This is a genomic window from Piscinibacter sp. PDB5-1 (assembly GCF_056676035.1).
This window is the reverse complement of record NZ_JBWVZL010000002.1, coordinates 184,599-201,845: the sequence shown is the minus strand read 5'-3', so window position 1 is coordinate 201,845 and position 17,247 is coordinate 184,599. Positions and strand designations below refer to the sequence as shown.

Below are 17,247 nucleotides of genomic sequence, written 5' to 3'. Positions count from 1 at the left end.
GGGGGGATTTCCTCGGGGAATCGGCGGATTTTAGCCGGCGCCGCCGGGCCCGGCCGGCTCCAGCGGGCAGCTGTCTCCAGGGGCTTCGCCCGGCGCGGGGCGGCGTGCTGCGATGCGCTGAATGCAACGCGACGGGCCCTCAACGCGGCCGTCCTCGTAGGCGATGACACGCAGGCCCGCGGCCACCTGCAGCAACTCGCCGGGGGCGAGCAGAAAGTCGGGGTTGCGCGGGCGGCCGAAGGCTTCGTTGCCGTGCGCGAAGGTTTCATAGATCAGCAGGCCGCCGTCGTTGAGCGCCGCCACCAGCGTGGGCAGCAAGGGGCGCCACAGGTAGTTGGTGACGACCACGGCATCGAACCGGCGCGCGCCGAAGGGCCAGGGGCCGCCTTCGATGTCGGCGAGGTGGATTTCCCCGACCCGGCGCAGCGGTTCCAGCGCCTCGCCGTCGCGGTCTACGCCCACGACACGGCAGCCCCGGCCGGCGAAGAAGCGCAGGTGCCGGCCCGAGCCGCAGGCCACGTCGAGCACCTCGGCGCCTGCGGGCACCAGGTGCGCCCAGCGCGCGACCCAGGGGGACGGTGTGCCGCTCATTCGGGCCTCGCGTGTTGGTTCAGGGCCTTGAGCGCGAGGCGGTCCACCAGGCCCGGGGCGATCAGCTTGAGCCAGCGGCCGAGCTGGCCTTGAGTGGTCATCACAATGTCGCGCCGGCCGGCCTCGGCGCCTTCGATGATGAGCCGCGCACAGGTCTCGACGCTCATCGCGCCGGATTCGTCGAGCCCGCTGCGGCCGGCCGCGCGGCCCTGCGCGTCGAAGCCGCGGTGGCGGATGTCGGTCGCCACGACGCCAGGGTAGGCGATCGTCACGCCGACACCCACCGGCGTGAGTTCGACCCGCAGCGCCTCGAAGAAGCCGGTCATGGCGAACTTGGTGCTGCTGTAGGCCGTGCGCCCCGGCACGCCCACCAGCCCCGCGAGGCTCGAGACCGCCACGATGCGCCCCCGGCTGGCCTTCAGGTGCGGCAACGCGGCGTGCGTGCACCACACGCTGCCCCAGTGGTTGATGCGCATCAGCGTTTCGTACCAGCCGAGGTCGCTCACTTCGGCGAGCAGTGCCTGGGCCGACATGCCGGCGTTGTTGGCGAGCAGGTCGATGCGGCCGAACGTGCGCACGGCGGCGTCGATCAGCGCCACGCAGTCGGCCTGCACGCCGACATCGCAGCGCTGCACCAGCACCTGGGCGCCGTGCGAGCGGCAGGTCTGGGCGACGGCTTGGAGCTTGTCCGCCTGCCGTGCGGCCAGCACCAGGGCGAGCTTCGAGCGCTCGCGTTCGGCCCACTGGCGGGCCATCTCGGCGCCGATCCCGTCGGACGCGCCGGTGATCACGATCACGCGCATGGTGGGGTGAGCCTCAGAAGCAGTTCCAGATCTGGTTGGCGAGCGTGAACGCCATCTCGGGCTGCAGGTAGGCCAGGGCCACCGCGCCGAGCGCCAGCACGATGAGCGTCCAGATGAGCAGGCGGCGCGTTCGGGTGTGCATGGCGCGGGCCCTCACGCGGCCTGTGGCTGCACGCGCACGATGGCCGTCTCGCGTACCGGCAGGTTGACGAGCGCGGCGAAGAAGCCGAGCCCCACCGCGATCCACCACACCACGTTGTAGCTGCCGGTGGTGTCGTACAGCCGGCCGCCCAGCCACACGCCGATGAATGAGCCGACCTGGTGGCTGAAGAAGACGAAGCCGCTCAGCATCGACAGGTACTGCACGCCGAAGATCTGCGCGACCACGGCGTTGGTCGGCGGCACGGTCGAGAGCCACAGAAAGCCCATCGCGGCCGAGAAGACGTACACGCTCCACGGCGTCAAGGGCAGCAGCAAGAAGGCAATGATCGCCAGCGAGCGCAGCGTGTAGATCGACGACAGGATGTAGCGCTTGGGCATGCGCTCACCCAGCGAGCCGGCCACGTAGGTGCCGAACACGTTGAACAGGCCGATCAGCATCAGCGCGGTGGTGGCCACGTCGGGTGTGAGGCCGTGGTCCTTCAGGTAGCTCGGCATGTGCACGCCGATGAACACCAGCTGAAAACCGCAGACGAAGTAGCCCGCCATCAGCAACAGGAAGCTCGGGTATCCAAAGGCCTCGCGCAGCGCGGTGCCGATGCTCTGGTGGGCGCCCGGCGCGGGTTGGAAGGGCGGCTCGCGCATGCCGAAGGCCAGCGGCACGATCGCCAGCGCCAGACAGCCGACGGCGAACAGCGCCGTTTGCCAGCCCAGCCCGCCGATGAGCCAGTTTTCGACCGGCACCATCAGGAACTGCCCGAACGAGCCCGCCGCTGCGGCCACGCCCATCGCCCAGCTGCGCTTTTCGGGCGCCACATTGCGGCTGATGACGCCATAGACCACGGCGTAGGTCGTGCCGGCCTGGGCCATGCCCAACATCAGCCCGGCGCTGCCGGTGAAGGCGAGGCCGCTGGTCGCCAGGGCCATCAACACCAGGCCGCCGGCGTAGAGCACGCTGCTGACGATGAGCACGCGGAAGGCCCCGAAGCGGTCGGCCAGCATGCCGGCGAGGGGGCTGCTGACGCCCCACGCGAGGTTTTGTACCGCGAGCGCGAACGCGAAGGTCTCGCGCGACCAGCCCCGGTCCATCGTGATGGGCTGCAGCCACAGGCCGAAGCCATGGCGGATGCCCATCGACAGGCTGACGATGAAGGCGCCGCACAGCAGCACCTGCAGCATCGACAACGGGGCCCGGGCGAGGCGCTCTGAGGCAGCGGCGGCAGTCATCGGCGCAATGTAGCCAAATGCGCCGTCGTCTGCCTGTCGCGACGAAGACGCCGCTTGATCTCGCGCCGCAGGAAGCTTCAGTCTCTCAGAACCGGAAGCCGAACTTCACGCCGTAGCTCGATGCGTCGCCGGTCTTGTCGGCTTCGAAGGCCAGGTTGGCCAGGCCGAAGTTCACGTTCACGCCGGCGAACACCTTGCTCAGCGAGAAACTCTCTTTCGTTTTGCCGGTGGACGCATCGGGCGTGCTGTTCACCTTCACGGTGCCCACGCCTGCATAGGGCGTCAGCAGCGCGAAGCCCTTCGAGATCGACACGTCGAGCCCGGTCGTGCGCAGCTTGAGCTGATCGACGCCCGACAGCGAGGTGACGCTGGCGCGCAGGGCCACGGCCGGCACCAGGGTGCTGCCCGGCAGCACGGCCCAGCGCAGTTCGCCGCCGGCGAGCTTGATGTTGGTGGACGGCACCGCCGCGTACGACGCGCCGATGTCGATGTTGAACGGCAGGCCCTTGTGCACGCGCAGCGTGGGCACGGGCAGGGTGCTGGGCACGTCGCCGCTGGCGGCCTGGGCCCACTGGTCTTTGTGTTCGAGCTGGGTGCCTGTGACGGCGATGCCGATGTCGAAGCCGGTGATGCCCATGCTCTCGGCAGGGATCAGCGGCTTGTACGACAGCGCCGAACCGAGGTCTTCGGACAGCAGGCGGAACTGCTGCTGGTTCAGCAACTGCAGGGCGTTGAGGTCGCCGGCCTGGGCGAACGGTGCGACGGCGGCGAGCGCGAGGGCCAGCAGCGAGGGGCGGAGGGTGCGGGTCATGACGCGTCCTGGTGTGGGGTGGATCAGTGGGGGCGCAGGCGTGCCCTGCAAGAAGCAGCGCGGGCGCGGCCCGGCGCGAGGCGGCGGTAAGCGTAACCCGCACGCTGGCCGTGCGGCAATTCACACCTCCGGGAATGTGGCCCGAGGCCCACGGACCGCGCTCCTAGAATCCGCGCCCTATGGCGAGTAAACCAAGCAAACCCAGCACGAGCCCCAGCACCTACGGCGAGGCGTCGATCCGCGTGCTCAAGGGCCTGGAGCCCGTGAAGCAGCGTCCGGGCATGTACACCCGCACCGACAACCCGCTGCACATCATCCAAGAGGTGATCGACAACGCGGCCGACGAGGCCCTGGCCGGCCACGGCAAGCGCATCGACGTGACCCTGCATGCCGACGGCTCGGTGAGCATCGAAGACGACGGCCGGGGCATTCCCTTCGGCCTGCACCCCGAAGAGCAGGTGCCAGTGGTCGAGATCGTGTTCACCCGGCTGCACGCGGGCGGCAAGTTCGACAAGGGCGCGGGCGGTGCCTACAGCTTCTCGGGCGGCCTGCACGGCGTGGGCGTGAGCGTGACCAACGCGCTGGCCAAGCGGCTCGAAGTGAGCGTGTGGCGCGAGGGCCAGGTGGCGAACCTGACCTTCTCGGGCGGCGACGTGATCGAGCCGCTCACCACGCGCAAGGCGGCGAGCGGCGACCGCAAGAGCGGCACCACCGTGCGCGCCTGGCCCGATGCGAAATATTTCGAGAGCGCCGACTTCCCGCGCGGTGAGCTGATCCACCTGCTGCGCAGCAAGGCCGTGCTGATGCCGGGTGTGACGGTCAAGCTCACGACCGAGAAGACCGGCGATGTCGTGACCTGGACGTACAAGGGTGGCCTGCGCGACTACCTGATGCAGACGCTCAATGCCGACCCGGTGATTCCGCTCTTCGAAGGCGAGCACTACGCCGACGGTGGCGAGACCGAGAACTTCGCCGAGGGCGAGGGCGCCGCCTGGTGCGTGGCCTTCACCGAAGAAGGCTCGCCGATGCGCGAGAGCTACGTCAACCTCATTCCCACCGTGGCCGGGGGCACGCACGAGTCGGGCCTGAAAGACGGCCTCTTCGGCGCGGTCAAGGGCTTCATCGACATGCACAGCCTGCTGCCCAAGGGCGTGAAGCTGATGCCCGAAGACGTGTTCTCGCGCGCCAGCTTCGTGCTGAGCGCCAAGGTGCTCGACCCGCAGTTCCAGGGGCAGATCAAGGAGCGGCTCAACAGCCGCGATGCGCTGCGCCTCGTGTCCACCTACGTGAAACCGGCGCTCGAACTCTGGCTCAACCAGCACGTGGACCTGGGCAAGAAGCTCGCCGACCTCGTCATCAAGCAGGCGCAGACGCGCCAGCGCGCGAGCCAGAAGGTCGAGAAGCGCAAGGGCTCGGGCGTGGCCGTGCTGCCCGGCAAGCTGACCGATTGCGAGAGCCGCGACCTGCTGCACAACGAGCTGTTCCTCGTCGAGGGCGACTCGGCCGGCGGCAGCGCCAAGATGGGCCGCAACAAGGAGACGCAGGCCATCTTGCCGCTGCGCGGCAAGGTGCTGAACGCGTGGGAGGTCGAGCGCGACCGCCTGTTCGCCAACAACGAGATTCACGACATCGCGGTGGCGGTGGGCGTCGACCCGCATGGCGCGAACGACACGCCCGACCTGAGCGGCCTGCGCTACGGCAAGGTCTGCATCTTGAGCGATGCCGACGTGGACGGCTCGCACATCCAGGTGCTGCTGCTGACGCTGTTCTTCCGCCACTTCCCGAAGCTCATCGAGGCCGGCCACATCTACATTGCCAAGCCGCCGCTGTTCCGCGTGGATGCGCCTGCGCGCGGCAAGAAGCCGGCAGCCAAGATCTACGCGCTCGACGAAGGCGAGTTGACCGCCACGCTCGACAAGCTGCGCAAGGAAGGCGCGCGCGAAAACTCGTGGAGCATCAGCCGCTTCAAGGGCCTGGGTGAAATGAATGCCGAGCAGCTGTGGGACACCACGCTCAACCCCGAAACCCGCCGCCTGCTGCAGGTGGGATTCGGGCAACTCGACTTCCTGGCCACGGTCGATTCGTTGACCAAGCTGATGGGCAAGGGCGAAGCCCAGGCGCGCCGTGACCTGATGGAACTGCACGGCGACGACGTCGAAGTGGACGTTTGATTGCGCCGTTCGAAACGGCAACGTGAATCTCTCTGCGGCGCCGAGGCGTCCTGAATAAACCCAGCATGAACCAGATGACGATTGACGACGCAGCCCCCACGGGCGGCGGCGATGGTGGCAACCCCGACGCCATCACCTTGGCGCACTACGCCGAGCGCGCGTACCTCGAATACGCGCTGAGCGTGGTGAAGGGCCGCGCCCTCCCGGACGTGTGCGACGGCCAGAAGCCCGTGCAGCGGCGCATCCTGTTCGCGATGGAACGCCTGGGGCTCAGCTTCACCGGCGCGTCCGGTGCCAAGCCGATGAAGAGCGCGCGCATGGTGGGTGATGTGCTGGGGCGCTACCACCCGCATGGCGACCAGTCCGTCTACGACGCCCTGGTGCGCATGGCGCAAGACTTCTCGCAGCGTTACCCGTTGATCGACGGTCAGGGCAACTTCGGTTCGCGCGACGGCGATGGCGCGGCGGCGATGCGCTACACGGAGGCCCGGCTCGCGCCGATCGCGCGGCTACTGCTCGACGAGCTGGACGAAGGTACGGTCGACTTCGTGCCCAACTACGACGGAACCACCGACGAGCCGAAGCTTTTGCCGGCACGGCTGCCGTTCGTGCTGCTCAACGGCGCGAGCGGGATTGCGGTCGGCCTGGCGACCGAGGTGCCTTCGCACAACCTGCGCGAAGTGGCGGCCGCCGCAGTCGCGTTGATCCGCAACGATGGGCTGACGGACGATGAGCTCGCCACCCTGATCCCCGGCCCCGACTACGCCGGCGGCGGCCAGATCATCAGCAGCGCCGAAGAAATCCGCGCGGCTTACGCGACCGGCCGCGGCAGCATGAAGGTGCGGGCGCGCTGGAAGATCGAGGACTTGGCGCGCGGTCAGTGGCAGTTGGTGGTGAACGAGCTGCCGCAAGGCACCAGCGCACAGAAGGTGCTGGAAGAGATCGAGGAACTGACCAACCCGAAGGTCAAGGCGGGCAAGAAGGCCCTCAGCGCCGACCAAGTGCAGTTGAAAACCACCGTGCTGTCGGTGCTGGACGCCGTGCGCGACGAGTCGAGCAAGGATGCACCGGTGCGTCTGGTGTTCGAGCCCAAGAGCAGCCGCATCGACCAGCAGGAGCTGATCAACGTGCTGCTGGCACAGACCAGCCTCGAAAGCTCCGCGCCGATCAACATGACGATGATCGGCGCCGACGGCCGGCCGACGCAGAAGAACCTGCGCCAGGTGCTGACGGAGTGGATCGGCTTTCGCATGCAGACGGTGCAGCGGCGCACGCAGCACCGTCTGAACAAGGTGCTCGAACGCATCCACGTGCTCGAAGGCCGGCAGCTCGTGCTGCTGAACATCGACGAGGTGATCCAGATCATCCGCACCTCGGACGAGCCGAAGCCGGCGTTGATCGCGCGCTTCAACCTGAGCGACCGGCAGGCGGAAGACATCCTTGAGTTGCGTTTGCGTCAGCTCGCGCGGCTGGAAGCGATCAAGATTGAACAAGACTTGGCGACGCTGCGTGGCGAACAGGCCAAGCTCGAAGACATCCTCGGCAACCCGGCCTCGCTGCGCCGCGTGATGGTCAAAGAGATCGAAGCCGACGCGAAGCAGTTCGGTGACGAGCGCCGCACGCTGATCCAGGCCGAGAAGCGCGCGGTTGCCGAGGTGAAGGTGATCGACGAGCCGGTGACGGTGGTGGTCAGCCTGAAGGGCTGGGTGCGCGCGCTGAAGGGCCACGAGGTCGATGCGGCCACGCTCGCGTTCAAGGCGGGCGATGGGCTGTATGGTGTTTTTCCATGCCGCAGCGTGGACACCTTGCTCGTCTTCGGCAGCAACGGCCGCGTGTACTCGACGGCCGTGAGCGGCATGCCCGGTGGGCGTGGCGACGGCCAACCGATCACGAGCCTGATCGACCTCGAAACCGGCACGCAGCCGCTGCACTACTTCGCGGCCGCCGGCGAGACGACGCTGCTGCTGGCCAACACCGGTGGTTATGGCCTGATGGCCAAGCTGTCCGACATGACCAGCCGGCAAAAGGGCGGCAAGAGCTTCCTGTCGCTCGAAGCCGAAGACAAGCTGCTGCCCCCGGTGCCGGTGGGCCCGGCGCATGTGCAGGTGGCTTGCCTGAGCTTGAGCGGGCGGCTGCTGGTCTTCCCGCGCGACGAGTTGAAGCTGCAATCGAACGGCGGGCGCGGCCTGACGCTGATGGACGTGGACGCCAAAGACCCGCTGGTGTCGGTGGCGACCTGCGCCGCCGGCCTCAAGGTGCAGGGCCTGGGCCGTGGCCAGAAGCCGAAGGACGACGACCTGAAGGGCGCCTCGCTCGCGGTCTATGCCGGCAAGCGGGCCCGCAAGGGCAAGGCGCTCGACATCGGGATGAAGCCGCAGCGTTTGCTGGCCTTGTGACGGGGCCGGGCGTGTTGCACGGGCCGGCACCGGCCCGCGTGGTGCACACGCCCCGAGGAGGGGCGCGGCGGCGCGGGCGCGCTTCTACACTCGCCCGACCTGTTCAACCGGAGGGAGTTTTCGAATGAAGCACATCGCCATCGCCTTGCTGGCCACGTTCACCGCTGTGGCGGCCCAGGCCGCCAAGCCTTGCGAAGAACTGAAGTCCGAGATCGCGGCCAAGCTCGACGCCTCGAACGTCAAAGGCTATGCGCTGGAAATCGTGGCCAAGGACCAGGTCGGCGCGGCCAAGGTCGTTGGCAGCTGCGAAGGTGGCTCGAAGAAGATCACCTACGCGAAGAAGAAGTGAACGAGGGGCGGTGCGCAGCCTGAACGGGCTGCACCGTTTTGGCGCATCGGCGCGGTGGCCTGTCTGGCGACCGCGCCGATTCGTTTGGGGGCGTCGCCCTCAGCGCGAGGTGCTGCGCGAGCCGCGCTTGGTGCCGGTGCGCGGCGGCAGGGCATCGGGCTGGCTGGCCATCGTCGCGTCGTTGGCGGCGCTCGGCAGGGCATTGGCGCCCAGCCCCTGCGTGGCCCAGGCAGGCATGGCCCACATCGCGCTCCACAGGCTCAGCCACGCATGACTCGCGTTGAGCCATTGCTCCCAGGTGAGCGTCTGCCAAGCCATCATCTGCTCGGCCGGCCAGGGTTCCTTCCAGACAGGGGCTGTTTCCAGCTCGGTCTTGCCGTTGGGCTCGGTCGGGGCCCAAAGTGAATTCCAGTGGAGCATGGCGCTTCTCCAGGGTTGTGAGGCAGGGGGCGGGTCGAGGCGCAGCTTAGCCCGCACGCTCGGTGCACGCCAGCAAAGTCCATGCAGAGATTGATCGGAGTCAGCCTGCCAGGCGCTCTGGTGGTGAGCCCCAACCGGCGTGGCGAGGCTGCAACTTCGTGGGCCGGTGGCGACAAAGTCTCGGCCAGAATCGCCGCTCCCAAACATACACACGGAGGAAGGGTCCATGAAAGTCGCTACTCGTTTCGCAGGTCTGCTGATGGCGTTTGCAATGGTGGGGTGCGCCACCGTGCCGCAAGAGCCTGTGCAGTTCAACGCCGCCACGCCCCTGACGGGCGCTCGTGTGGGGGTCGTGATGTCCACCATGCCTGCGGTCGATACGCACCTGCCCGGCGCGAGCTGCCTGCTGTGCATGGCCGCGGCCTCGGTGGCGAACGCGTCGCTGACCAGCCATGCGAAGACGCTCACCCCCGAAGACCTGCCGCAGCTCAAAAACCAAGTGGCGGCCGCCCTGCGCAAGAAGGGCGCCGACGCGGTCGTGATTGCCGAGCCGCTGGACCTCAAGACCGTGCCGGACGCGGCCAACAAGGGCCCCAACCTGGCTGCCAAAGACTTCGCTGCGCTTCAGAAGAAGCACGGCATCGACAAGTTGCTCGTGATCGATGTCACCACGCTGGGTTTCGTCAGAACCTATTCGGCCTACGTTCCCACCAGCGAGCCCAAGGGCACGGTGCAAGGCGCGGGCTATCTCGTCAACCTGAAGACGAACGCCTACGAGTGGTACTTGCCGATCAACGTGACCAAGAGCGCCGAGGGCGCCTGGGACGAGTCCCCGAAGTTCCCCGGTCTGACGAATGCCTACTTCCAGGCCATCGAACTGAGCAAGGACAGCGTCCTCAAGCCGTTCGGCAGTTGAGAAGCCAGGCGACACAAGAACTCGTCAGCACCGCAGAGGGAGCCTCACCATGAAACTGAAATCGCGTGTCCGATGCGCCGTCGCCGGGCTGGCGTGGTCGGCCTGCAGCGGGTTGGCCGTCGCCTCGACGGCCGACGGGGCCGCGAGCCCCGCAGTCACCGCCCCGGCGGCGGTCGTGCATCGCTGGTCGGTGCTCTTGCCGAAGGACGAGAAGGTCGGCTTCCGCGGCGGCGTCAGTTTCGACCAGGCAGGTGGCGGGACGGGCGCCATGCTCTACCCCGCCCCCAACCTGGTGGGGCTGCTGGCAGCGGTGCTGACGCACAGCGTCATGGCGGATTCGGCGCAGAAAGCCGAGAAGGCTCGCATCCAGGAGGCCGCCGACAAGGTGCTGGTACCTTACCAGCCGGTGCTCGAGGGCTTTCGACACCAGGACCTGATGCAGAACGGCCTGTCGCGCAGCCGCTTCGGCGGTGACCGGACCCTGTTGCCGAGCACCGAGCCCAGGCCCGCCGGGCGCTGGATCGTGGAGAGCGCGCCGATGTTCACGCTGACACAGGACCAGCGCGCGCTGGTGCTCGACAACGTGGTGGTCCTGCGCTCGCCGCAGAACCCGGAGGCTCTGGCATACCAGGGCGTGATCCGCGTCGTGTCTCATCCGCAGGAGTCCACCGATCTGGCGGCCCACTGGACCGCAGACCAAGGCAACCGCCTCAAGAACGAAAGTGCCGAACTCTTTGCCGAGTCGCTTGACATGGCGATGGGCATGGCGGTCGGCACTCTCGTGCCGAGCAGCGAGGCGCAGAAGACCGTCCGCTACCCCGAGGGCGGTGCCGAGCGCATGGAGCGTGCGCAGATCGTGGCCGAGGGCTGCGGTCGGCTGATCATCAAGACCCTTCGCGGGTGGATGATGTCCGTGCCCACCCGCGATGGCGTGCGCGAGCCGTGCGTCGCCAAGACCGAGGTGGCTGCTCAGGCGACCCCGCCGGCCGGCAAATGATGGAGGGCAGGCGGGGCTTTGGCCCCGCCTGCCGAGCCCCGACGGGCACCACTCAGCGCCGCACCAGCACCGCCAGCGACAGCAGCCCGAGCAGGGCGAAGAGCGCGAGGCTCCAGTACTCGAAGGGCACTCCGAGCACCGACACGGCGGCATCGGCGCAGGTGGCGGTGACGCCCAGCACCGAGGGCCACAGCGCTTCGAGCTTCAGGGCACTGAGGATCTTGTCGGCCAGCGTGAGATTGCACGAGTAGAGTTTCGCGGCCACCACGTGCTGGTAGACCGCCGAGGCTGCGCCGGCCGCGCACAGCAGCAGCGTGACGCCGGCCGCGGCCATGCGGGCACGCGGCATGGGCAGCACCAGCCCGACCAGACACACGGCGGCAATCACGAGGTAGATGACCCGCTGCAGGATGCACCACGGGCAGGGCTGCATGTCGAAGCGGTACTGCGCCAGGAGCGCGAGGCCGACCGACGCGAGCGCCAGAAAGGCGATGGCCCCAAGGCGCAGGGTGTTGCGGGCCTGGGCCGCGCGGGGGCTGGCGGGGTGGGCCGACACCTCAGGCCACCTCGGCAATCAGCTCGATCTCGACGCAGGCACCGAGCGGAATCTGCGCCACGCCGAAGGCGGCGCGCGCGTGCACGCCCTTGTCACCGAACACCTGGCCCAGCAACTCGCTGCAGCCGTTGGTGACGAGGTGGTGCTCGGTGTAGTCGCCGGTGCTGTTGACCAGGCTCGTGAGCTTGACGATGCGCTTGACCTGGTTCAGGTCGCCGACCGCTGCGTGCAGCGTGCCCATCAGGTCGATGGCGACGGCGCGGGCAGCTTGCTTGCCGGTGGCGGTGTCCATGTCGCGGCCCAGTTGGCCGACCCAGGGCTTTCCGTCTTGCTTGGCGATGTGGCCCGATAGAAACACCAGCGAGCCGGTGCGCACGAAAGGCACGTAGGCCGCCACGGGCACGGACAGGGGCGGCAGCTGGATGCCGAGTTCTTGGAGGCGGTCGTAGACAGACATGGCGCGATGAAGATGGGGGCCGTTCGGCGGAAGGCAAATCCTACACTCGGGCATGGGAGGACAAGACATCGCCCGGCGGCTGGCCGCCATGGGTTTGGCGTGGGGGCTCGGGGCGTTCGCGCAGATGCACGAGCGCGCCTTGCAGCCCTGGGGGCTGTATGCCGCCGGCTGCGCGCTGGGCCTGGCGCTCACGCTTGGCGGGCTGTGGCTGCGCCGGGCGGCGTGGCGCGGGCTGTCGATCGGCCTGCTGGTGGCGGGCACGGCGTTGCTCGGGGCGGCCAGCACCGGCTGGCGTGCGGAGGACCGCCTGGGCGACGCCCTGCCCGCCGCACTCGAAGGGCAAGACATCGAACTGCACGGCGTGGTCGCCGGCCTGCCCAGGCTCACCGGCCAGGGCACCAGCTTCGACTTCGAGGTTCGCGAGGCGCGCCTCAACGGCCAGCCGGTCGCCGTGCCCCGGCACCTATCGCTCGCCTGGTACGCCGGGCGCTATGACGAACCCGCGCCCGGGGCCGCGCAAGCCGCCGTGCGCGCCGGCCAGGCCTGGCGCTTCGTCGTGCGTTTGCGCCAACCCAACGGCGGCCAGAACCCGCATGGCTTCGACCACGAGCTGTACCTCTTCGAGCGCGGCGTGCGCGCCACCGGCTACGTGCGCGCGCAGAGCGACCCGCCGCCGCAGTTGATCGACCCCCACGCCGGCCAGCCGGTGCACCGGCTGCGCCAGGCCGTGCGCGACGCCATCGAGCGCCGGGTGGACGACCCGCGTGCCGCCGGCGTGCTGGCTGCGCTGGCGGTGGGCGACCAGGGCGCGATCGAGCGCGACGACTGGCAGCTCTTCCGCACCACCGGCGTCGCCCACCTGATGAGCATCAGCGGCCTGCACGTGACCATGTTCGCGTGGCTGGCGGGCCTGCTCGTGGCCTGGCTCTGGCGGCGCAGCCCGCGCGCGATGCTGTGGGTGCCCGCGCCGGTGGCCGGGCGCTGGGGCGGGCTTGCGCTGGCCGTGGCCTATGCCGTGTTCGCCGGCTGGGGCGTGCCGGCGCAGCGCACGGTGTGGATGCTCGCCACCGCCGTGTTGCTGCAGCAGCTGGGCCGGCGCTGGCCCTGGCCGATGGTGTTGCTGGCGGCGGCCACGGTCGTCACGGCGCTCGACCCCTGGGCGCTGCTGCAACCGGGCTTCTGGTTGTCCTTCGTCGCGGTGGGCCTGTTGATGGCGTCCGAGCCCGCAGGCCACGGCGCGGACGACCGGCCCGCCGACACCCCCGGCTGGCGTGGCCGCGTCACTGCATTCGCTCGACTGGCCGCCGGCGGCGTGCGCACGCAGGCCGTGGCGACGCTGGGTTTGGCGCCGCTGTCGCTGGTGTTCTTTCAGCAGCTCTCGGTGGTGGGCTTCGTGGCCAACCTGGTGGCGATTCCGCTGGTCACGCTGGCGATCACGCCGCTGGCGCTGCTGGGGGCCATCGCACCGCCCTTGTGGACACTCGCGGCCGCGCTCGAACGCGGCCTGGCGGCGGGCCTGGCCTGGGCGGCGTCGTGGCCCGCTGCGGTGTGGACGGTGCCCGCCGCGCCGGTCTGGGCCCAAGTTGCCGGGCTGGCCGCTGCCGCCTTGCTGGTCGTGCCCAACCCGTGGCGGGTTCGCATGCTGGCGCTGCCGCTCGCCTGGCCGCTGCTGATGCCGGTGCCCGAGCCGCCGGCCGACGGGCAGTTCGAGCTGCTCGCGGTGGACGTGGGGCAGGGCAGTGCGGTGCTCGTGCGCACGCGCCACCACCTGCTGGTCTACGACGCCGGCCCGCAGTACAGCCGCGAGAGCGATGCCGGCCAGCGCGTGCTGCTGCCGCTGCTGCAGGCGCGCGGCGAGCCCGTCATCGACCGGCTGGTGCTGAGCCACCGCGACATCGACCACGTCGGCGGTGCCCACGCCTTGCTGACCCAGCGCGAGGTGCGCGCACTGCACGGCTCGCTCGAAGGCGGCCACCCGCTGCGCGAGGCCGGCGCGCCCTTTGTGCGCTGCGAGGCCGGGCAGGGGTGGACCTGGGACGGCGTGCGCTTCGACGTGCTGCACCCGCAGCCCGCCGACCACGACCGCCCCTTGAAGCCCAACGCGCTGTCGTGCGTGCTACGCGTCAGCGCCGCGCAGGGCACCGCCTTGCTGGCCGGCGACATCGAGCGCGACGAAGAGGCGGCTTTGGTCGCGGCGCAAGCCCAGTCGCTGAAAGCCGACATGCTGCTGGTGCCGCACCACGGAAGTCGCACCTCGTCTTCCCCGGACTTCCTGAGAGCGGTACAACCCCATGTGGCCGTGGTTCAGGCCGGGTACCGCAACCGCTTCAACCACCCGGCTCCCGAGGTCGTGCGCCGGCTCCATGCGCACGCGGCCGAGGTGAGAACCAGCGCGGCCTGTGGTGCGTGGCGATGGGGGCCGGGCGAGCCGGCTGCATCAGGCACGTGCCAACGTCAGATCGCCTCGCGTTATTGGCATCGGACCGTGCAGGCCGATGCGCTCGACATGCCCTGAGCCCCACGCGGTGTGCACGCGCACCGAAGTGGCCTGGATATTGCTAACTTGTTGTGCGAGGAGCCTTGCTGATGAAGCACAGTTTTGACGAGATGCAAGCCACGAGCACCACGGTCCGGGATCACTACCGCACCTACGACCGGTGGCTGGCCAAACAGCCGCGCGACGTGATGCGCTCGCGGCGCGAAGAAGCCGAGATGATCTTCCGCCGCGTGGGCATCACCTTCGCGGTCTACGGCGCCAAAGACGAAGACGGCTCGGGCACCGAGCGGCTCATTCCCTTCGACCTGATCCCGCGGGTCATTCCCGCCCACGAATGGGCCGAGATGGAACGCGGCCTCGTGCAGCGCGTGACGGCGCTCAACCGCTTCATCCACGACGTCTACCACCAGCAAGAGATCGTGCGCGCGGGCGTGGTGCCGGCCGACCAGATCTTCCAGAACGCGCAGTTCCGGCCCGAGATGATGGGCGTCGATGTCGCCGGCGGCGTGTACTCGCACATCAGCGGCATCGACATCGTGCGGGCCGCCAACCCCGACGGCAGCGGCAGCTACTACGTGCTCGAAGACAACCTGCGCGTACCCAGCGGCGTGAGCTACATGCTCGAAAACCGCAAGATGATGATGCGGCTGTTTCCCGACCTGTTCAGCCAGCACCGTGTGGCGCCGGTCGCGCACTACCCCGACCTCTTGCTCGAAACCCTGCGCGCCGTGGCGCCGGCGGCGGTCAACGACCCGACGGTCGTGGTGCTCACGCCCGGCATGTACAACAGCGCGTACTTCGAGCACGCCTTCCTGGCGCAGCAGATGGGCGTCGAGCTGGTCGAAGGGCAAGACCTCTTCGTCAAGGACAACTTCGTCTACATGCGCACCACGCAAGGCCCCAAGCGCGTGGACGTGATCTACCGCCGCGTGGACGACGACTTCCTCGACCCGCTGGCCTTCCGGCCCGATTCGACGCTCGGCTGCGCGGGCCTCTTGAGTGTCTACCGCGCCGGCAACGTGACGCTGTCGAACGCCATCGGCACTGGCGTGGCCGACGACAAGTCGATCTACGCCTACGTGCCCAAGATGATCGAGTTCTACCTGGGCGAAAAGCCCATCCTCAACAACGTGCCGACCTACCAGTGCCGCGAAGCGGACGACCTCAAGTACGTGCTCGACCACCTCGACGAGCTGGTCGTGAAAGAGGTCCACGGGGCCGGCGGCTACGGCATGCTGGTCGGCCCGGCGGCCACCAAGGCCGAGATCGCCGACTTCCGCAAGGCGCTCGAAGCCAACCCCACGGGCTACATCGCGCAGCCGACGCTGAGCCTCTCGACCTGCCCGACCTTCGTCGAAAGCGGCATCGCCCCGCGCCACATCGACCTGCGGCCGTTCGTGTTGAGCGGCAAGAGCGTGCAGATGGTGCCGGGCGGCCTGACCCGCGTGGCCTTGAAGGAAGGCTCGCTGGTGGTCAACTCGTCGCAAGGCGGGGGCACGAAGGACACCTGGGTGCTGGAGGCATGAGATGAGGCTCAGCCTGTGGACTGCCCGAGCCGATGGCATGCCTCTTTCAACGCAAAGGCGCCAAGGAAATTCCCAAGGCCGCCAAGAAAAGCGGTCCCTCCGTGATTCGCCTCAGTCTTTGGGTTTGTCTTTGCGAGCTTGGTATTCCCTTGGCGTCTTTGCGGTAAGAACTTTGAGCATGCCCACCAACCTTCTTTACGCCGCCCTCGGATCGAGACATGCCCGGGAGACGCCGATGCTGTCTCGATCCACGGCGGGGTTTTCGGCCCACTGGAGTTAACGCGATGCTCTCTCGCACAGCCGACCACTTGTTCTGGATGGCCCGCTACATGGAGCGGGCCGAAAACACCGCGCGCATGCTCGACGTCAACTACCAGACCTCGCTGCTTCCGCAATCGGCCGACGCCGCCGAGAAGGGCTGGCGCGGCCTGCTCAGCATTTCTGAGCTGACCGACGACTACACCAAGCGCCATGGCGAGATCACCGCGCACAAGGTGATGGACTACATGGTCAGCGACGAGAAAAACCCGTCGAGCATCTACAACTGCCTGATGGCGGCGCGCGAGAACGCACGCGCCGTGCGCGGCACGCTGACCACCGAAGTCTGGGAAACGCAGAACCAGACCTGGCTCGAATTCCAGCGCATGCTGCGCAACAAGTCGTTCCAGAAAGACCCGGGCGACGGCTTCGAATGGGTGAAGTTCCGCTCGCACCTGTCGCGCGGCGTGACGGTGGGCACGATGCTGCAGGACGAGGCCTTCCACTTCTTGCGCATCGGCAGCTTTCTCGAACGCGCCGACAACACCGCGCGAATGCTCGACGTGAAGTTCCACGCCGCCAAGAGCGAGTTCTTCGGCACCGGCCAGATGCAGAGCCAAGGCAATGGCAACGGCAACAACGGCAAGGACCAGGAATACGACTTCTATCACTGGTCGGCCATCTTGCGGTCGGTGTCGGCCTTCGAGGTCTACCGCAAGGCGTACCGCAACGTCATTCGCCCCGAGAAGGTGGCCGAGCTGTTGATCTTGCGCAGCGACATGCCGCGCTCGCTGGCCGCGTCGATCGACGAGGTGGTCGCCAACCTGGCCAAGGTCGCCAACGAGCAGTCGGGCGAGACGCTGCGCCGCGCCGGCCGCCTGCAGGCCGACCTGCGCTTCGGGCGCATCGACGAGATCCTGGCGACGGGGCTGCATGCCTTCCTGACGCAGTTTCTCGAACGCGTGAGCGACCTGGGCTTCGGCATCAGCCGCGACTTCCTCGTGCCCGTGTCCGCGTGATGAACACCCGGTCAGCTGCCATGGCCAGGTCGAGCGCGCGACCGCACCCCAGTCGGCCCGGCCTCCCCTGGGACATCGCCCGGCGCAGCCATCG

Annotated in this window: 16 protein-coding genes; 8 read left to right on the top strand and 8 right to left on the bottom strand. The window is 68.4% G+C overall.

Translation table 11 applies throughout. The features are described from left to right. Positions 1–30: 30 nt before the first annotated feature. The 5 genes from AC1KAT_RS08225 to AC1KAT_RS08205 form a co-directional block, all read right to left on the bottom strand. Positions 31–591 (bottom strand): class I SAM-dependent methyltransferase, encoded by a 561-nt coding sequence (locus tag AC1KAT_RS08225; protein ID WP_480324669.1) that lies wholly within the window; start codon positions 589–591, stop codon positions 31–33. Next, positions 588–1,394: an SDR family oxidoreductase gene (locus tag AC1KAT_RS08220; RefSeq protein WP_480324667.1), complete on the bottom strand. Its 807-nt coding sequence runs from the start codon at positions 1,392–1,394 to the stop codon at positions 588–590. Before AC1KAT_RS08220 ends, AC1KAT_RS08225 begins: the two co-directional genes overlap by 4 nt. Positions 1,395–1,407: 13 nt before the next feature. Further along, positions 1,408–1,536, bottom strand: a complete 129-nt coding sequence (locus AC1KAT_RS08215; protein WP_480324665.1) for a hypothetical protein — start codon at positions 1,534–1,536, stop codon at positions 1,408–1,410. A gap of 11 nt (positions 1,537–1,547) precedes the next feature. After that, on the bottom strand, positions 1,548–2,780 hold the full coding sequence (locus AC1KAT_RS08210; RefSeq protein ID WP_480324663.1) for an MFS transporter: 1,233 nt from the start codon (positions 2,778–2,780) through the stop codon (positions 1,548–1,550). Positions 2,781–2,865: 85 nt separating this feature from the next. Further along, the gene (locus tag AC1KAT_RS08205) at positions 2,866–3,591 is read right to left on the bottom strand and encodes a hypothetical protein (protein WP_480324661.1); all 726 of its coding nucleotides are present in this window, start codon (positions 3,589–3,591) and stop codon (positions 2,866–2,868) included. A 179-nt stretch (positions 3,592–3,770) separates the two neighbouring features. Here AC1KAT_RS08205 and AC1KAT_RS08200 point away from each other — a divergent pair, with 179 nt between their 5' ends. The 3 genes from AC1KAT_RS08200 to AC1KAT_RS08190 all read left to right on the top strand — a co-directional run bounded on the left by AC1KAT_RS08200 (position 3,771) and on the right by AC1KAT_RS08190 (position 8,507). Beyond that, complete coding sequence (locus AC1KAT_RS08200) at positions 3,771–5,762, top strand: DNA topoisomerase IV subunit B (RefSeq protein WP_480324659.1); 1,992 nt, start codon at positions 3,771–3,773, stop codon at positions 5,760–5,762. A 65-nt stretch (positions 5,763–5,827) separates the two neighbouring features. Beyond that, positions 5,828–8,158 carry a DNA topoisomerase IV subunit A gene (gene parC / locus AC1KAT_RS08195; RefSeq protein ID WP_480324656.1) on the top strand — a complete coding sequence of 777 codons (2,331 nt, stop codon included), beginning with the start codon at positions 5,828–5,830 and terminating at the stop codon, positions 8,156–8,158. A gap of 124 nt (positions 8,159–8,282) precedes the next feature. After that, entirely contained in the window at positions 8,283–8,507 is a 225-nt protein-coding gene (locus AC1KAT_RS08190; RefSeq protein ID WP_480324654.1) for a DUF1161 domain-containing protein, read from the top strand. 99 nt (positions 8,508–8,606) lie between these two features. On the opposite strand, the gene AC1KAT_RS08185 is transcribed toward AC1KAT_RS08190, so the two are convergent. Further along, positions 8,607–8,927 (bottom strand): hypothetical protein, encoded by a 321-nt coding sequence (locus tag AC1KAT_RS08185; RefSeq protein ID WP_480324652.1) that lies wholly within the window; start codon positions 8,925–8,927, stop codon positions 8,607–8,609. A 226-nt stretch (positions 8,928–9,153) separates the two neighbouring features. Here AC1KAT_RS08185 and AC1KAT_RS08180 point away from each other — a divergent pair, with 226 nt between their 5' ends. Then, positions 9,154–9,843 carry a hypothetical protein gene (locus AC1KAT_RS08180; protein WP_480324650.1) on the top strand — a complete coding sequence of 230 codons (690 nt, stop codon included), beginning with the start codon at positions 9,154–9,156 and terminating at the stop codon, positions 9,841–9,843. Positions 9,844–9,892: 49 nt separating this feature from the next. Further along, a complete protein-coding gene (locus AC1KAT_RS08175) occupies positions 9,893–10,840 on the top strand; it encodes a hypothetical protein (RefSeq protein ID WP_480324648.1) in 948 nt (315 codons plus the stop codon). Between the two features lie 52 nt (positions 10,841–10,892). Here AC1KAT_RS08175 and AC1KAT_RS08170 read toward each other — a convergent pair whose 3' ends face one another. Next, positions 10,893–11,396 (bottom strand): disulfide bond formation protein B, encoded by a 504-nt coding sequence (locus AC1KAT_RS08170; RefSeq protein WP_480324646.1) that lies wholly within the window; start codon positions 11,394–11,396, stop codon positions 10,893–10,895. 1 nt (position 11,397) lies between these two features. Then, a complete protein-coding gene (locus AC1KAT_RS08165) occupies positions 11,398–11,853 on the bottom strand; it encodes a RidA family protein (protein ID WP_480324644.1) in 456 nt (151 codons plus the stop codon). 52 nt (positions 11,854–11,905) lie between these two features. Here AC1KAT_RS08165 and AC1KAT_RS08160 point away from each other — a divergent pair, with 52 nt between their 5' ends. The 3 genes from AC1KAT_RS08160 (at position 11,906) to AC1KAT_RS08150 (ending at position 17,153) form a co-directional block, all read left to right on the top strand. Continuing rightward, the gene (locus AC1KAT_RS08160) at positions 11,906–14,368 is read left to right on the top strand and encodes a DNA internalization-related competence protein ComEC/Rec2 (protein ID WP_480324642.1); all 2,463 of its coding nucleotides are present in this window, start codon (positions 11,906–11,908) and stop codon (positions 14,366–14,368) included. 71 nt (positions 14,369–14,439) lie between these two features. Next, positions 14,440–15,876 carry a circularly permuted type 2 ATP-grasp protein gene (locus AC1KAT_RS08155; protein WP_480324640.1) on the top strand — a complete coding sequence of 479 codons (1,437 nt, stop codon included), beginning with the start codon at positions 14,440–14,442 and terminating at the stop codon, positions 15,874–15,876. Between the two features lie 284 nt (positions 15,877–16,160). Then, complete coding sequence (locus tag AC1KAT_RS08150) at positions 16,161–17,153, top strand: alpha-E domain-containing protein (RefSeq protein WP_480324638.1); 993 nt, start codon at positions 16,161–16,163, stop codon at positions 17,151–17,153. Positions 17,154–17,247: the final 94 nt, after the last annotated feature.

What these genes read in the sequence shown, in the direction of transcription:
- AC1KAT_RS08175 (WP_480324648.1), top strand. Translation starts at nt 9,893, where the DNA reads ATGAAACTGAAATCGCGTGTCCGATGCGCCGTCGCCGGGCTGGCGTGG.
- AC1KAT_RS08225 (WP_480324669.1), bottom strand. Translation starts at nt 591, where the DNA reads ATGAGCGGCACACCGTCCCCCTGGGTCGCGCGCTGGGCGCACCTGGTG.
- AC1KAT_RS08160 (WP_480324642.1), top strand. Translation starts at nt 11,906, where the DNA reads ATGGGAGGACAAGACATCGCCCGGCGGCTGGCCGCCATGGGTTTGGCG.
- AC1KAT_RS08190 (WP_480324654.1), top strand. Translation starts at nt 8,283, where the DNA reads ATGAAGCACATCGCCATCGCCTTGCTGGCCACGTTCACCGCTGTGGCG.
- AC1KAT_RS08220 (WP_480324667.1), bottom strand. Translation starts at nt 1,394, where the DNA reads ATGCGCGTGATCGTGATCACCGGCGCGTCCGACGGGATCGGCGCCGAG.
- AC1KAT_RS08185 (WP_480324652.1), bottom strand. Translation starts at nt 8,927, where the DNA reads ATGCTCCACTGGAATTCACTTTGGGCCCCGACCGAGCCCAACGGCAAG.
- AC1KAT_RS08150 (WP_480324638.1), top strand. Translation starts at nt 16,161, where the DNA reads ATGCTCTCTCGCACAGCCGACCACTTGTTCTGGATGGCCCGCTACATG.
- AC1KAT_RS08200 (WP_480324659.1), top strand. Translation starts at nt 3,771, where the DNA reads ATGGCGAGTAAACCAAGCAAACCCAGCACGAGCCCCAGCACCTACGGC.
- AC1KAT_RS08155 (WP_480324640.1), top strand. Translation starts at nt 14,440, where the DNA reads ATGAAGCACAGTTTTGACGAGATGCAAGCCACGAGCACCACGGTCCGG.
- AC1KAT_RS08210 (WP_480324663.1), bottom strand. Translation starts at nt 2,780, where the DNA reads ATGACTGCCGCCGCTGCCTCAGAGCGCCTCGCCCGGGCCCCGTTGTCG.
- AC1KAT_RS08165 (WP_480324644.1), bottom strand. Translation starts at nt 11,853, where the DNA reads ATGTCTGTCTACGACCGCCTCCAAGAACTCGGCATCCAGCTGCCGCCC.
- AC1KAT_RS08180 (WP_480324650.1), top strand. Translation starts at nt 9,154, where the DNA reads ATGAAAGTCGCTACTCGTTTCGCAGGTCTGCTGATGGCGTTTGCAATG.
- parC (WP_480324656.1), top strand. Translation starts at nt 5,828, where the DNA reads ATGAACCAGATGACGATTGACGACGCAGCCCCCACGGGCGGCGGCGAT.
- AC1KAT_RS08205 (WP_480324661.1), bottom strand. Translation starts at nt 3,591, where the DNA reads ATGACCCGCACCCTCCGCCCCTCGCTGCTGGCCCTCGCGCTCGCCGCC.
- AC1KAT_RS08215 (WP_480324665.1), bottom strand. Translation starts at nt 1,536, where the DNA reads ATGCACACCCGAACGCGCCGCCTGCTCATCTGGACGCTCATCGTGCTG.